Consider the following 14623-nt stretch of genomic DNA (forward strand, 5'->3'; position numbering starts at 1 on the left):
ACCAGTAGTAGTTCAACGTCGAGTTCTTCTAAGAGCTATACCGTCGCTTCTGGAGATACTTTGACTTCGATTGCAAAAGCCTACGGGACAACTGTGAGCGCGATTGCCACAGCCAATAATATATCCAATCCGGATTATATTTATGTTGGTGAAGTTCTTACGATTGGAAGTTCTACTTCTACTTCTACTTCGACTAGTTCTACCAGTAGTAGTTCAACGTCGAGTTCTTCTAAGAGCTATACCGTCGCTTCTGGAGATACTTTGACTTCGATTGCAAAAGCCTACGGCGTAAGTATTAGTACTTTGGCGAAACTTAACAATATCTCGAATACTAATTTGATTTATGCTGGTACGACTCTTAAAATATAGTTCCTGCTTGGTGACTAACAATTTTCGATGAAAAATTAATGAGTAAAAAATATCTCTGTTCGTTTGAACAAAGATATTTTTTTGATTATTTATTAATAATTATCTGAAAAGTTTCTTTCTACACCAAAATCGTGAAAGATTGGCTGGCAGTCGGGTCTGTAGCGTTATCCAACCTGAATTCAATTTTATAGTCGCCTTCTTTTTCAAAAATAATATTACGGAAATTAATACTGAAATTATAACCGGCACTAATTGGCCGAGCCAGAGCATGGAGCTGACCGTTGATTTCACTTAAAGTTTCTCCTTTAATTCCAATGACTTTAAAAGAAACAACATGTTCTCTTGAAAGATCAATACCACTGGTCAGAATTGTTGCTGCAAATGACATCGTAGTAGGAACGGCCGGTATACCAAAAACTAAACTTGGATTAACAATATTCATTTTGGAGTCTGCGATTCCTGGTGTCGAAACTTTCTCACTTGATTCTCCAACAATTATTTGAACATTAATTTCTCGCTTTTCGCTTTCTGGCATATTTTCTCCGGTCTCTGATTTGTTTTTTTATATAATTACAGGATAATATATCTGCGTAAAAAAAATATACCGGTCGTTAATTTAAATCAATATTTTCGAAATATCCATATTGAAAATAGCCGATTAAATTCTTCCGTTTTTTAAAGTTTTTCCTAAATATAGAACATTTCAGTTTTAAAAGGATTGCCGTTAGCTAAATTTTACTGATTGCGAAGACTAACGGGATTGTTGCAAGCGAAAGAATTGTCGAAATACTCATTAAAGTAATTGCCTGCCGGGGGTTGCCACGTGCCTGCAAAGTAAATAACACGACAATTCCAGCTACCGGACAGGCAGCCATCACGACTGTTGTATAAAAAGCAATCCCACTAATTTTTAAGAATTCCAAAATCATAATTGCGATTACTGGAAAAAACAGGTTTTTCATGACTAAGGCTAATAATATTTTGCTGTTGAGCATCTTCCGACTGAATTTAATTCCAGCCAAACTATTACCAATCACAATCATTGAGAGTGGGGTATTTACAGAACCAACGTATTTAACTGCCTGATTGATCACGAAAGGAATTTTAATCGACAGTGAAAAAAGCAATAATCCACAAACGATTGCGATAATATTTGGATTTAAAACTACTTTTTGCAGGGCTGCTTTATGATCCAATTGATTTTGTTTTGGCTGAAACAGTTTAACTCCGTGAGTCCAATTAAAAATATTAAATGCGGCCAGAGATGCTGCTGCAAAAAAGACTCCTTGACTGCCAAATAACGAGCTCGCCAATGGCACCCCCATAAAACCTGCATTTGAATAGACGCTTCCATATTGAACGACTCTGCTTAAAGCTGTATCTTTAATTTTTCCAAATACAATTCTAGCGATAAAAATATCGACATCGACGAGGTAAAACAGGATAATGCCGAACAGTGTTAATAGAAATTGTTAGATCCGTTTTGGAGAGTAAGGTTCCTCAAAAGCATTAATAATTAAACATGGAGAAACTACATAAAGCAAAATAGAAGTTAAATCATCGGATGTTTGTTGATGAAAGAAACCAATTTTGTTTATTAAAAGTCCAACTAATATTAAAGAAAACATTAGAATGATTTGGTTATTTAACTGTACTGTATTTATAATTTCAAACTCCTATCTTTTGTGAACAAACACTTCATGATAAAATATTTCTTTAACATTGAAAAGGAGAGTGAAAGTTACGAAAAAAATACTTCGCTGCGGTTTTGATTTGGATGGTACTTTATTTTCTATTAAACTGATGCTTCAACGTTTTAATGAAGCAACTGGAAAACGAATTGAATTTTCGCAATTAAATAATTATTCATTTGCCGATGTCTTTAAAATTAGCGATCAACAAGAGTACGATATTTTCAGTCGAATCAAGACTGATATTAACTTACATAGCAAGCCTCTTAAAAAAACAGCCAATCTGGTTAGGCACTTATCTAGGCAGGGGATCGAAATAGATATCATAACTGCTCGACGTGAAAGTGCCATGGAGGAGACGAAAATAGCTTTGAAAGAATCTGGAATTGTTTTCGACAAAATATTTATTAATCAACCGAATAAATACAACGTTATTAAGGATCTTAATTTAACTAGATATTTTGACGATCAGGGACAACTGATCGAAAGGCTGATGAAAACTGATGTTGCGGATTTTTGCGAGTTAACCTTAATTGATGCCCCTTATAATCAGAAATTCTCCTGTCACAGTCGTTTTTATGTATAAAAAAAAGCCCGCAGGCTCTTAATCGTGTTTCTTTTGTTGCCTTTCTACTTGATCCACCTTCATTTTATTTTTTTCTTTATCTGAAAGTTTTTCTTTAGCTTTACCTTCGCCTTCGCGAACTTTATCGCCAGTGGCTTTACCCTCGACTTCTTTAGCCATTCCAGCGGCTTCTTTTTTTAATGAATCGGCTTTTTCTTTTAATGACATAGATATCTCCTTTTGAGTATTTCAGTAAGCTATTGAACTTAGCTGATAACTATCAGTCTACTCAGGGAATATAACAATGATTTTATATCTGCTTGACGTTTGCTTTCGTTTTGTAATTTTTGTAATCTCGAAATTTACTCATAAATATTTATGAAGGAGTTATTAATACCTAATTTTGAGCATCTTTTGATAATTGATTATTTTCGACCAGTTTTTTATAAAAGTTGCAGAAGGTCAATTGATAATAAGGCAAAAACCAAATTGCTGCAATACCTCCTGTTATCGGGACCAAAATCAACCAGCCAATAAAACTCAACTCCATTACAAAATAGTCCATTTTATGTCCATCCATTAATTTGCGACTTTTCGTGATTGCCTGTAAATAAGTAATCGGATTTCCATTGTCTATGTGATCCCGATAAATATAAAATGCCTGTGAATAGGAGATTGATTTAATTATTCCCGGGACAACCAACAATAATGTCCAAAGAAATACATAAACAACTTGCAAAACAGTAATTAAAATAAAGGCGATAAAATATTGTCCTTTATCCAGAATTTTAAAAGCCTGTGGGATAGCTTTTTCAAATTTAACTTTATCCCGGAAAACGTCTATACAAACTAATCCGGCACTTGTAATTAATAAACTCGTTACGGCACTAAAAACGAAACTGATGCTACTGTTCTCTATCAGTTTATATTGAAAATTATTAATGAAATAATTATAGGTATCACTGGTACCACTTGAAACAGAGCAAAGTTGGGTAATTAGGGCTGGTAAAAATAATAAAAAGAAGAATAAGAAATTATTATTTAATATTTTTTTGCTTCTTGTTTTAAAACTTGTCTTTCCAAAATAGATCCTCCAAAAAAGTCATTGTGAACATTCTAACTGAATTAAGTCCGCTGGTAATTTTATATCAATATTTTTCCATGTTAAAAATTGAATTTCTGTCCAAATAATTGACTTATAATAAGTAAGAGCTCGTCTCAAAAAACAGCTATGAAGACTCTCAAATTCTTCTGATCGCAATTGAGCAAGCAAAAAAACTATTGGGATCATAAAGATATTTGAAATTTGTGGAATGATTCCCTTTTAAATTTTTTTAATTGATTAATTGGATGGAGATGAAATATGGATCAAACTTGGCAAACGAAATGGCCGGAACGAATTAGTTACGGGCTCAGTGATGCTGCGGATAATTTGGTTTTCCAAATGTTAACCACTTATTTGCTTTTCTTTTATACGGATGTTTATGGGCTTCAAGCAAGTTCGGTGGCTATTTTGTTTTTGGTTGCTCGAATTGCAGATGTTGTCGAAAGTTTGATCATTGGCTTGATGATCGACCGAACTCGTTCTCGTTTTGGCAAAAGTCGTCCTTTCTTTATGTGGTATGCATTTCCGTACGTTGTCTTTGCGGTCTTAACCTTTGTCACACCTAATTTTTCCGGAACAGGAAAATTGATTTGGGCTTATGTAACTTATCTTGGACTTGGTTTTCTTTATACGGCCGTGAATTTGCCAATCACTTCGATTTTGCCAACTTTATCGCAAAATGAAAAAGAATTGACTTTGCTTGGAGTAATTCGGCAATTTTTTGGTAGTTCAGTGCAGATTATTGTTGCTGTTTTTACGTTGCCACTGATAGCTTTTTTCGGCAAAGGAAATCAGAAATTTGGTTTTCTGATGACGATTATTGTTTTTTCAGCAATATCTTTTCTGTTGATCATGAATACATTCTTTCATGTTCATGAGCGTTTTAAAAATCCAGAAATCGCTCATCAACCCCTTAAGCAAATTTTTTCTATGCTGAAAAGCAATCAACCTTGGTTAATTATTTCCCTGGTGATTTTTCTTTATTGGTTGGTTACAGCTATCAAAAATCAAACAACGATTTATTATTTTAAATACGTTGTAAATCAGGAAAGTCTGGTGCCCTTGGCAAACAGTTTCACCTTAGCTGCTTTGGTCGGAGTTGTTTTAATTGTTTGGTTATCTAATATTAAAGGCAAAAAAAGAACAATGCTGACAGGAATCGTTCTCGCTTTTGCTGGCCAATTAATAATGGCAATTGGCGTTTATTCTCAATTAACAGCTGGTTTATTTTTTGGTATTTTTTTAAACGCAATCGGAAACGGTATGGTCGTCGGCTTAGTTTCGATCATGATTGCCGATACAATTAGATACGGTGTCAGCATGGGAATTCAAGCAGAAGGCATTCTTGCTTCTACAGACGATTTTGGCGTAAATATGGGTCTCGGACTTGGCGGTATGATCACTGCCGGGTTATTGCAATTATCTGGTTACATTGCTAATCAAAAGCAGAGTAGTGGAACGATAGCGATGATAGACATTAATTATATCTGGATTCCGATTGTTATCTATGTTCTTATGTTCGTTACTTTGCTTTTCTATAATGAAAATCGAATGATGAAAGCAATTCACTGATTTTTTGGATCGTGTTCTTCGTGCCAGCGAGCGATTTGTTCCAAACGTGTTTTCATTTTAATCTCCGATCCCTGTGAACTCGGATGGTAGTAGTGATGCCCTAACAGATTTTCCGGCATAGTTTGCATGCTTGTTAACTTGTCTTGACTACTGTGAGCGTACTGATAATTCTCTCCGTAATGCAATTCTTTCATTAATTTTGTCGGGGCATTGCGAATTTGCAGGGGAACCGGTTCGGCGAAAGACTTTTGTGCATCGCTTTTAGCTTCACCATAAGCTGTATACAAAGAGTTTGATTTTGGTGCAAGCGCCAAATAAGTTACCGCTTGTGTTAAATTGACAGTGCATTCGGGCATTCCGATTAATTGGCTTGCTTGATAGGCGGCAACCGTAATTTCCAGTGCACGACTATCTGCCAGTCCAATGTCTTCGCTTGCAAAACGAATTAATCGGCGAGCGACATATAGTGGATCTTCGCCGGATTCCAGCATTCTTGCGAGCCAATAGATCGCAGCGTCCACATCGCTATTACGCATCGATTTATGAAGCGCGGAGATGATATTATAATGTTCTTCACCGTGCTTATCATATAAAAGACTCTTTTTCGTAATTAATTGTTTAAGATCTTCCGTTTTTATTTCTGTGCCGTTTTTTGTGTGGTGGCCATTTAAGACAGCCATTTCTAAAGTGTTTAATGCCGTTCGGGCATCTCCATTGGCAAAATCGGCAATTAGTTGAAGGGTCCGTGAACTGATTGATATTTTTTGTTTTGCAAATCCATGTGGATTTTTTAGGGCGTTTTCAAGTAATTTGACAATATCGCTGCTTTTTAATTGTCTAAGAACGAATACTTTGCTTCTTGATAACAAGGCTGAGTTTATTTCAAAAGAAGGATTTTCCGTAGTTGCCCCAATTAAGATGATGCTGCCTTTTTCCACATAAGGAAGAAAAGAATCTTGCTGAGCCTTGTTAAATCGATGAATTTCATCGATAAAGACAATTGTTCGCACGCCGAACTGACGGTTGTTTTCTGCATCTTTCATGATCTTGCGAATTTCTTTGATTCCACTCGTAGCTGCGCTGAAGGTAATGAATTTTGCTTTGCTTCTGTGAGCAATGATTTCTGCCAATGTGGTTTTGCCAACACCTGGCGGACCCCAAAAAATCATCGAACTGATCTGATCTTTTTCGATTAATTCTCGAAGAACTTTACCCGGCCCAAGTAAATTTTCTTGGCCAACAAATTGTTCTAAAGTCTGTGGCCGGACTCTGCTTGCCAGCGGACGACCGTTTTCTGAATTATTTTCAAATAAGGATGCTTGCTCAATCATTAGAACCTCTCGGTACGAACATACGTTCTTATATACAATTATAGTTGATTGAAGTTTTATGGACAATTCTATTTTTTGAGCAAATCGGTTTCCGAGTTAAGACTCTCACTTTAATAATTCTTGAAGATGCATTTTTTTGACAATATTGAACGGCGCTTGAAATAGGTGTAGCCTTTACCTATAAGTAAAAATAAGTAAAAATAATAATCAAATGGTATCCGAATTGGAGGAAATAACCATGAAAAACCAGCAATATGATTATGATGTTTTATACATTGGCAGCGGACACGGCACTTTTGATGGTGCGATTCCATTGGCTGCAAAGGGATTTAAGGTCGGAATCGTTGAATACGATTTGGTTGGCGGCACCTGTCCCAACCGTGGCTGCAACGCAAAAATAACTTTAGATGCGCCGGTCGCTTTACAACGCCAATTTGAAAATTTAAATGGTGTGATTGAGGGGGAAGCCAAGATTAATTGGTCGGCCAACCTGACTCACAAGCAGGAAGTTATTGGAAAATTACCTGATATGATCGCCGGTTTGGCAAAATCAGTTCATATTGATATTCTGTCCGGACACGGTGTTTTGGATGATCCACATACTGTTTTGGTTGACGGAACTCCTAAAACTGCTGAAAAAATTGTTATCGCAACCGGATTGCGTCCACATCGGCTCGATATTTCCGGCAGCGAATTGGCTCACGACAGCAGTGATTTTATGAATCTCTCAGCTATGCCAAAACGTCTGACTGTTATAGGTTCCGGTTATATAGCAATGGAATTTGCAACGATGGCTAATGCGGCCGGATCAGAAGTTACTGTGATTACGCATGGCAATCGCGCTTTACGTAAATTCAATCAGGATTTCGTCGAAAAAATTATTGATGATTTGCAAAAGCGCGGTGTTAAATTTGTCCGTAATACGGAAGTTACTTCTTTTGAGAAGACAGGAACTGCTTTGACTGTTAACGCGGAAGACAACTTTCAACTTGAAACCGATTGGATTTTAGATGCAACCGGTCGAATTCCAAATGTTGAAAAAATCGGTTTGGACAAGCTAGGAGTTGAATACAATAAAAATGGTGTGGTTGTTAATGATCATTTGCAAACCAATGTTCCAAATATCTATGCTTCAGGTGATGTAATCGACAAAATACAGCCCAAATTAACTCCAACTGCCGTTTTTGAATCAACTTATTTAATGCATCAATTTGCGGGTGATAGCTCGTCAGCGATCGATTATCCGGCAATTCCTTCGGTTGTCTTTACATCGCCACGAATTGCTCAGGTTGGTGTGACTCCCGAAGAAGCAAAGAAGAATCCTGACAAATACACAATCGAAACTCATCACACTCCTGATGATTGGTATCGGCAGGTTGATAAAGAACAGCTCGGTGATAATGCCCTTATTTTCGATAAGGAACATCATTTGGTTGGCGCCAGCGAGTTTAGTGATAAGGCTGATGATGCTATTAATACCTTGCTGCCAGCGATTGAATTCAAACTTGGTCCAGAACAATTGGGACGCTTGATTTATCTCTTCCCGTCGATTTCGTCTTCGGCAGCCGGCCAATTGTAAAATATTTTTTAAATTACCTAAACCTATGAATTTTCATAGGTTTTTTATTTGTCTATATTCGACAGTTTGGCGGATAAACATTAAAATAAAGCTTAATTAACGGAGGTACTAGGTTGGTTCAAGTCAAAGATAAATTTACAGTGTGTCGGCATTCACCGTATCGATATGATGTGGTTGGCAGTTTTTTAAGACCGGAAATTCTTAAAGAAGCTCGGGAACGTTTTGCCAAACAGCAAATATCCTTAGGCCAGTTAACCAAAGTTGAAGATCAGACGATTATTGATTTAATCAATAAAGAAGAATCTGCCGGATTAAAAGCGATCACCGACGGAGAGTTTAGACGGAGCTGGTATCATTTAGATTTCTTTTGGGGTTTGCAAGGTGTTAAAAAAATTCAGACTAATGGATGGCAACTGCATGATGGGACGCATGCTCGTGGAGAAGGAGCTGCTTTGGATGGAGAACTTGGTGGAAACAATCATCCCTTTATTGACCATTTTCGTTTTGTCAAAGACCACGTTAGCAGGGGATTTGAAGTAAAACAGACAATTCCTTCTCCGGCTTTGCTACTTGCCCAATTGGAATTACCCTTTAATCTCGAAAGTACGAAGACTTTTTATTCTAACGAAGATGATTTAATCAAAGCGATTGCCGCTGCCTACGATCAAGTTTTGGCGGATTTTTTCAAAGCCGGTCTAAAAGTTGTTCAATTCGATGACAGTGCGTGGAGCTCTTTAATTGCAGCTAAATTAGTTGACCATCCAACTGCAAAGCCACTTGAGTTTACTTCGAAAAAATTTGAAGAATTGAAGTCCAAATACCTTAAAGTTAATAATTTGGCAATCGAAGGAGCTCCGAAAGGATTGGTCGTTAATGCTCATATTTGCCGTGGAAATTATAGATCGAATTGGGCTTTTACCGGTAGCTATGCGGGAATCGCCAATCCTTTATTTATTCAAGAAAAGGTTAATGCTTTTTATCTTGAATACGATACCGTCCGGGATGGGGGATTTGAAGTTTTAAAACAGATTCCAAAAGACAAATGGGTTGTTCTTGGTTTGGTGACATCAAAAGACGGTCATCTTGAAAAAGCCGACAAGATTGTTAAACGAATTTATGAAGCTTCTCAATATTTCGATTTAGATCATCTTTGTCTAAGCCCACAGTGTGGTTTTGCCTCGTCGGAAGAAGGAAATGTTTTAACAGAAAAGCAGCAGTGGGATAAAATTAGCTTAATTAGATCAATTGCAGCAAAAATTTGGTTGAATTAGGATAAATTATTTTTAACATAGATTTTTAATGTCAGATTTTATTCGGTCTGGCTTTTTTAATTCTTCAAATTTTCTCTAAATGGAAAATCCTAATTAAAATCGATATTAAAAGAACTTCGAAAATTATTGAAAACTTTTCGAAGTTCTATGGTTGGTAGACAGATTAGTTTATTGCTGCTTCCTTAGCTAAACAACGATCGCAAACACCGGTAATTTCGACATGTTGTTTTAATACTTTACAACCGGCAATTTGATTTTGAAAATAGTCTGCACCGATAGCTTTTAGCTCGATCACGCGTCCACAAATTTGACAAATGAAATGATAGTGATCCAAATTATTGAAATCGCACTGATATTTCACGAATTTGCCTCCGGCCAAGGGGCGTTCTTCTACTAAATATGCTTGCTCGAATTCCTGCAGATTACGATAAACTGTCTGATAACTCATACGTTCGTATTTGCTGCGCATATGCTTATCAATATCAGTGATCGAAATATAATGATCTTGATGGTCAATCAAATAACTTAAAATGTCCCGTCTTTGATTAGTGACTTTCAAACCGGTTTTCTTTAATATTTTTAATGCTTTTTTTAGTTCTTCGTTCACTTTATCGCCTTTTTCCTGATAAATGCATCATAACAAGTAATCATTACTAAGTACATCTTTTTGTGCTAGTATGTAAAAGTAATATTTACCATTAACAAGTAATTAATTATTTTTTTGGTAGGTATTCAAAAGTATTTAGGAGAGAATTATGTCTGTGAACAAAAATTATAAACATCTGATAATCTTCGTTTTAACTATGCTTACAATCCTTTCGAGCATTTTTTTTGGATCATTGGGTGAAGTTAACGCTGCAAAGTTAAGTAGTTCAAAAACTTCGAAGATCAAGGTTGTCGCGTCGGTTGATTTTTATGGCGAGGCAGCAAAAGCCGTCTTGGGTAATAAAGGAACAGTTACTTCCGTTATCAAAAATCCCAGCATTGATCCGCACGATTATCAGCCAACCAGTAATGTTGCCAAAAAGGTTAGTGAGGCTAATTTCGTTCTTTATAATGGAATCGGTTATGATACCTGGATGACAAAATTGGCCAAAAATTCAAAGGATGTTGTCAGCATCCGGGTTGGTGAAGATCTGCTTGGCAAAAAAGATGGTGATAATCCTCATCTTTGGTATCAATCGAAGACGATGCCGAAGTTGGCCAATTATCTAGCAAAACGTTTTGGCGAGGTTCAGCCGAAGAACAAGAAGTATTTTCAGAAGAATGCTAAAAAGTTTGTTAAAAGTCTCAAACCTATCCAAAGCAAAATCAAGCAGTTGAGCAAGAACAGCAAGGGCAAGCTAGTTGATGTCAGCGAACCGGTCTTCGACTACACCTTAAAAGAATTGGGTTATAAAGAACACAACACTCATTTTGCCAAGTCGGTTGAGGATAGTACTGATCCTTCGCCAAAAGACATCAAAGCAATGCAGAATGATGTAAAAAACCGTAAAATTGCCTTTTTCGTCGAAAATACACAGGCAACCGATAAAATCGTTGGAAATATTGTGAAGATAGCCAAAGCTCACAATGTTCCCGTTCTGAAGGTTACTGAAACAATGCCAAAAGGAAAAACTTATAAAGAGTGGATGATGGATCAACTCAATCAACTGGAAAAAATACAAAAACAGGAAAAGTAAGAAAGTATTCATTAATGCTTGAGTGTAAGATAACTATTAATAGCTATTAGTAGTTATCTTCTTTTTTAAGGAGTATGATTTTGAAGCAACCCACTGATTTTATAGAAGCAAAAAACATATCGGTTAGTTTTTCTCAACATGAAATTTTTTCCAATTTATCTTTTAAAATTTTCGATGATGATTTTTTCTGTTTAATCGGAAAAAATGGAATCGGGAAAACAACGCTTGTAAAAACAATTTTGGGCCAACTGCATAAGACTAATGGCGAAATTATTTTTTCAAAAAAATTCAAGAGCTCTCTTTCTTTTGGCTATGTTCCTCAATTTCGAAATATAGATCAAGATTATCCATTGTCAATTCGTAATTTTGTTTCTTTGAGATTATTTCAACCTTTAGTCCCTTGGTTTAGCAAGAAAGAAAAAGATATAGTTGATACCGCACTTAAAAGAGTTGGTATTTTTGATATCGCCAGTCGTAAACTCGGTTCGGCTTCAGGTGGTGAAAAGCAGAAGGCTTATCTGGCGCAGGCGATTCTTTACGATCCACAATTATTAATTCTTGATGAATCAACCGCCAGTTTGGATACGGTTTCCAAATTTGATGTGATGGATGCCGTTAAAAATTTAAATGATAAATACGGAACAACTGTTATCTTTATTTCTCATGACATACCCTTGGTTGAAAAATACGGTAAGCATTCCCTGGAACTAAAAGGCGATGGTAAATACTCGTATAAAAAAATTAACTGATTTTTTAGAAATGGAGTTTGATAGATGTTTGCTTTAGAGTTTATGCGCAATGCTTACTTAGCCGGAAGCCTAATTTCACTGGTCTGTGGAATTGTTGGTGTTTTTGTAATGGCCAGAAGGCTGTCATTTTTAACCCACACTTTGTCGGAGATTGGTTTTTCCGGAGCCTCTTTTGGTATCTGGATTGGTATACCGCCTTTGAATGGAATGCTTTTTTTTACTTTGTTGAGTGCAATTTTTACCGGGAAACTCGGTAAACGAAAAGAGCAAAGCGATGCTGCTACCAGCGCTGTTTCGGCCTTGTTTATGGGCCTTGGCGTTTTGTTTCTTTCTTTATCGAACAAAAATTCTTCTTATGCAACTAATATTTTATTCGGCAGCATTGTCGGAATCAGCAGCAGTGAGGTTTACCAAATAGTTTTTCTTGCCTTAGCCGTTCTTTTTATAATGATTTTGCTCTATCGAAGGTTAAAATTTACTTCCTTTGATCCGGAGGGCGCTGGAATCGTTTATAAACATGAAAACATTCTCTCGATTCTGTTTTTGGTAATTTTGGCGATGTCTGTTAGTATTTCTGCTCAAATTGTCGGTTCTTTGTTGGTTTTTGTTTTGATAACTTTGCCGGCGGCTAGCGCCCAAAATTTTTGCAAATCGGTTTTCGGAGAAATTGTCTTCAGCACAATCTTGGCTCTTATCGGAACTTGGCTTGGACTTTATTTAAGTTACGTTACTAATTGGCCGGTCACTTTCTTTATTGCTCTTTTTGAAGCAATCGTTTTTGTTTTCTCTCTTGCCGGAAAACAAATTATTCAACGTATTTGATTTTCGGCCTCCCAATTGTGATTTTCGTTAAATAGAAATAGCTATAATTCCGCCAAAACTGTCTTTTTAGCAATATAATAATTTTGTCTATTATTTACTTACGGATTTAAAATGAATGAGTTTTTCATTAATAAATCGATTGGGAGGAACAAGGCAAATTGATTAAAATTGTAACGGATTCGACTGCTCAATTAACAGAAGATGAATTAAAAGAATATAAGATTACTGTTGTTCCTCTGCAGATATCGCTTAGGAAACAAATCCTTTTGGACGGCGTCGATATTAGCAGGAGTGAATTTTCCAGAGAGCTTAAAGAATCGAAAGATTTCCCACGCACCAGTCAACCTTCAATCGGACAATTTAAATCGGTTTATGATGATTTAGGTAAAGATGGAAGCACAGTCATCTCTATTCACATGTCCGAAGTGCTTAGTGGAACTGTGAATGTTGCTCGCGAAGCAAATAAATTAACTTCCACCGATGTGACGGTTGTTGATAGCGGTTTTACTGATCGTTCCCTGGCTTTCTTAGTTATTGAAGCTGCTAAAATGGCTCAGCAGGGAAAGTGCAAGACCGAAATTTTAGATCAATTGGCCGTCAAAAAAACAACTACTCATCTTTTTTGTTTTATAAATAGCCTTGATTATTTTGTGAAAGGTGGTAGAGCGAGTCGAGCAATTGGTTTTTTCTCCTCTCTAATCAAACTTAAACTCGTTTTAACGATGGAAGGAAACAAATTAAAAGTTGTATCAAAATGTCGTGGGCAGGCTCGATTTCAGCAAATCATCAATAAAATGGTCGATTCTGTTGTGAATTCGCGTGGGATTACACAGGTTGGTTTGTCTTATGTTGATAGTGATGAAGAAGTTTCTCGAATTGCTAATTTTTTGCATGAAAAGCGACCAGATTTAAAGATCGTAACTCGTCTGACAAGTCCGATTATTATGTCGCATGTCGGTCCAAAAGGCTTTGCTCTCATGTATGACGCCTGATAGAATTAGGTGATGATCTCTTTGACTAATTTATTTATTAAAGAGGTAATTTTTTTGTTCGGTTCATGTTGCGGAGTTAAAAGATAAAAAGATCTGTTGAAACTATCTCCCAATTCTTTAAAGGGAGTGCCCGTTATTAGTGTTTTTTTTGAAACTATCGATTTTCCGATTCCATTTGCGAGAGTTGCTACGATAATTTCATTGCTTTTTATTCGAATTGTTTGTTCTGGAATTATTCCGTTTTCTTTTAAATACTGTTGTGTGTAGTGGTAAACCCCTGAACCGTTTTCTCTGATTAACCAAATTGAACTTTTTTGATCCCCGGCCAAAACCAACTGATCATTCATTAGTTCATATCTTTTGACAGCATCATTAGTACTTGGTTTCTCGATTAATCCAAGGTTGATTTTATGTTGGCTGATCATTTCCAAAATATCGTCGGAGTTATGAAGACTAACCTGTATTTGTAATTGATCGATCGACGCAGACAAAAATTTAATCACTTTCGGTAAAAGAGTCGTCGCTGTCGTATGGGAAGCGGCGATTTTTAGTCTGCTTTTCGGCATTTTGTGATCGGCAATTTTTTCTTTGGCCCGTTGCCAATTGGAGATAATTTTCAGAGCTTCCGGATAAAATCGTTTAGCGTTTTCGGTTGGCCTGATTTCAGTTCTCCCGTTTCTTTCAAAAAGCGATGTGTCTAATTGCTTTTCTAATTGATTGATGTGAACAGAAATTGTTGGCTGCGATAAAAAAAGTTCTTCAGCCGCTTTTGAAAAATTCCGCGTTTCATAAACAGCAATAAAGCTTTCTAGTAATTTAAACATTTTTCCTTCCATTTAAAGATTTAATGATTAACATTATAAACATTTATTTTACAAATAGAAATATCAATGTT

Annotated in this window: 15 protein-coding genes and 1 pseudogene; 9 read left to right on the plus strand and 7 right to left on the minus strand. The window is 36.3% G+C overall.

The window, feature by feature from the left end:
- Positions 1–369, plus strand: a 369-nt coding sequence (locus tag A3G9_RS01000000109380) for a LysM peptidoglycan-binding domain-containing protein (RefSeq protein ID WP_018025211.1), incomplete at its 5' end; no start/stop codon positions are given.
- Between the two features lie 118 nt (positions 370–487).
- Here the strand turns inward: A3G9_RS01000000109380 and A3G9_RS0101755 are convergent.
- On the minus strand, positions 488–904 hold the full coding sequence (locus tag A3G9_RS0101755) for a DUF6941 family protein (RefSeq protein WP_002816462.1): 417 nt from the start codon (positions 902–904) through the stop codon (positions 488–490).
- Between the two features lie 193 nt (positions 905–1097).
- Positions 1098–1997, minus strand: a pseudogene (locus tag A3G9_RS01000000109385) (AEC family transporter).
- Between the two features lie 106 nt (positions 1998–2103).
- Between A3G9_RS01000000109385 and A3G9_RS0101765 the strand changes: the two are divergent.
- Positions 2104–2646, plus strand: a complete 543-nt coding sequence (locus A3G9_RS0101765) for a haloacid dehalogenase (RefSeq protein WP_002821375.1) — start codon at positions 2104–2106, stop codon at positions 2644–2646.
- 18 nt (positions 2647–2664) lie between these two features.
- Here the strand turns inward: A3G9_RS0101765 and A3G9_RS0101770 are convergent, their stop codons facing one another.
- Positions 2665–2853 carry a hypothetical protein gene (locus tag A3G9_RS0101770; RefSeq protein WP_002819036.1) on the minus strand — a complete coding sequence of 63 codons (189 nt, stop codon included), beginning with the start codon at positions 2851–2853 and terminating at the stop codon, positions 2665–2667.
- A gap of 169 nt (positions 2854–3022) precedes the next feature.
- Positions 3023–3328 carry a DUF975 family protein gene (locus tag A3G9_RS0101775; protein ID WP_002821374.1) on the minus strand — a complete coding sequence of 102 codons (306 nt, stop codon included), beginning with the start codon at positions 3326–3328 and terminating at the stop codon, positions 3023–3025.
- Between the two features lie 660 nt (positions 3329–3988).
- On the opposite strand from A3G9_RS0101775, the gene A3G9_RS0101780 reads away from it, so the two are divergent.
- The gene (locus A3G9_RS0101780; RefSeq protein ID WP_002819034.1) at positions 3989–5302 is read left to right on the plus strand and encodes a glycoside-pentoside-hexuronide (GPH):cation symporter; all 1314 of its coding nucleotides are present in this window, start codon (positions 3989–3991) and stop codon (positions 5300–5302) included.
- Here the strand turns inward: A3G9_RS0101780 and A3G9_RS0101785 are convergent.
- Complete coding sequence (locus A3G9_RS0101785; RefSeq protein ID WP_002819033.1) at positions 5296–6633, minus strand: replication-associated recombination protein A; 1338 nt, start codon at positions 6631–6633, stop codon at positions 5296–5298. The two genes, A3G9_RS0101780 and A3G9_RS0101785, sit on opposite strands and share 7 nt — an antisense overlap.
- Positions 6634–6871: 238 nt before the next feature.
- On the opposite strand from A3G9_RS0101785, the gene A3G9_RS0101790 reads away from it, so the two are divergent.
- Positions 6872–8212: a dihydrolipoyl dehydrogenase family protein gene (locus tag A3G9_RS0101790; protein WP_002819032.1), complete on the plus strand. Its 1341-nt coding sequence runs from the start codon at positions 6872–6874 to the stop codon at positions 8210–8212.
- Between the two features lie 113 nt (positions 8213–8325).
- A complete protein-coding gene (locus tag A3G9_RS0101795) occupies positions 8326–9483 on the plus strand; it encodes a 5-methyltetrahydropteroyltriglutamate--homocysteine S-methyltransferase (RefSeq protein WP_002821373.1) in 1158 nt (385 codons plus the stop codon).
- Between the two features lie 163 nt (positions 9484–9646).
- On the opposite strand, the gene A3G9_RS0101800 is transcribed toward A3G9_RS0101795, so the two are convergent.
- Positions 9647–10090 carry a Fur family transcriptional regulator gene (locus tag A3G9_RS0101800; RefSeq protein WP_002817687.1) on the minus strand — a complete coding sequence of 148 codons (444 nt, stop codon included), beginning with the start codon at positions 10088–10090 and terminating at the stop codon, positions 9647–9649.
- Between the two features lie 148 nt (positions 10091–10238).
- Between A3G9_RS0101800 and A3G9_RS0101805 the strand changes: the two genes are divergently transcribed.
- The 4 genes from A3G9_RS0101805 (at position 10239) to A3G9_RS0101820 (ending at position 13728) form a co-directional block, all read left to right on the plus strand.
- Complete coding sequence (locus A3G9_RS0101805) at positions 10239–11165, plus strand: metal ABC transporter solute-binding protein (RefSeq protein WP_002821372.1); 927 nt, start codon at positions 10239–10241, stop codon at positions 11163–11165.
- An 80-nt stretch (positions 11166–11245) separates the two neighbouring features.
- Complete coding sequence (locus A3G9_RS0101810) at positions 11246–11914, plus strand: ABC transporter ATP-binding protein (protein ID WP_002819028.1); 669 nt, start codon at positions 11246–11248, stop codon at positions 11912–11914.
- A 24-nt stretch (positions 11915–11938) separates the two neighbouring features.
- Positions 11939–12736, plus strand: coding sequence for a metal ABC transporter permease (locus A3G9_RS0101815; RefSeq protein WP_002817684.1), 798 nt, complete (start codon positions 11939–11941; stop codon positions 12734–12736).
- A gap of 158 nt (positions 12737–12894) precedes the next feature.
- Complete coding sequence (locus A3G9_RS0101820) at positions 12895–13728, plus strand: DegV family protein (protein WP_002819027.1); 834 nt, start codon at positions 12895–12897, stop codon at positions 13726–13728.
- Positions 13729–13733: 5 nt separating this feature from the next.
- Here the strand turns inward: A3G9_RS0101820 and A3G9_RS0101825 are convergent, their stop codons facing one another.
- On the minus strand, positions 13734–14564 hold the full coding sequence (locus A3G9_RS0101825; RefSeq protein ID WP_002819026.1) for a LysR family transcriptional regulator: 831 nt from the start codon (positions 14562–14564) through the stop codon (positions 13734–13736).
- Positions 14565–14623 lie beyond the last annotated feature (59 nt).

This window comes from Oenococcus oeni DSM 20252 = AWRIB129, assembly GCF_000372485.1.
Classification (GTDB): Bacteria; Bacillota; Bacilli; order Lactobacillales; family Lactobacillaceae; genus Oenococcus; species Oenococcus oeni.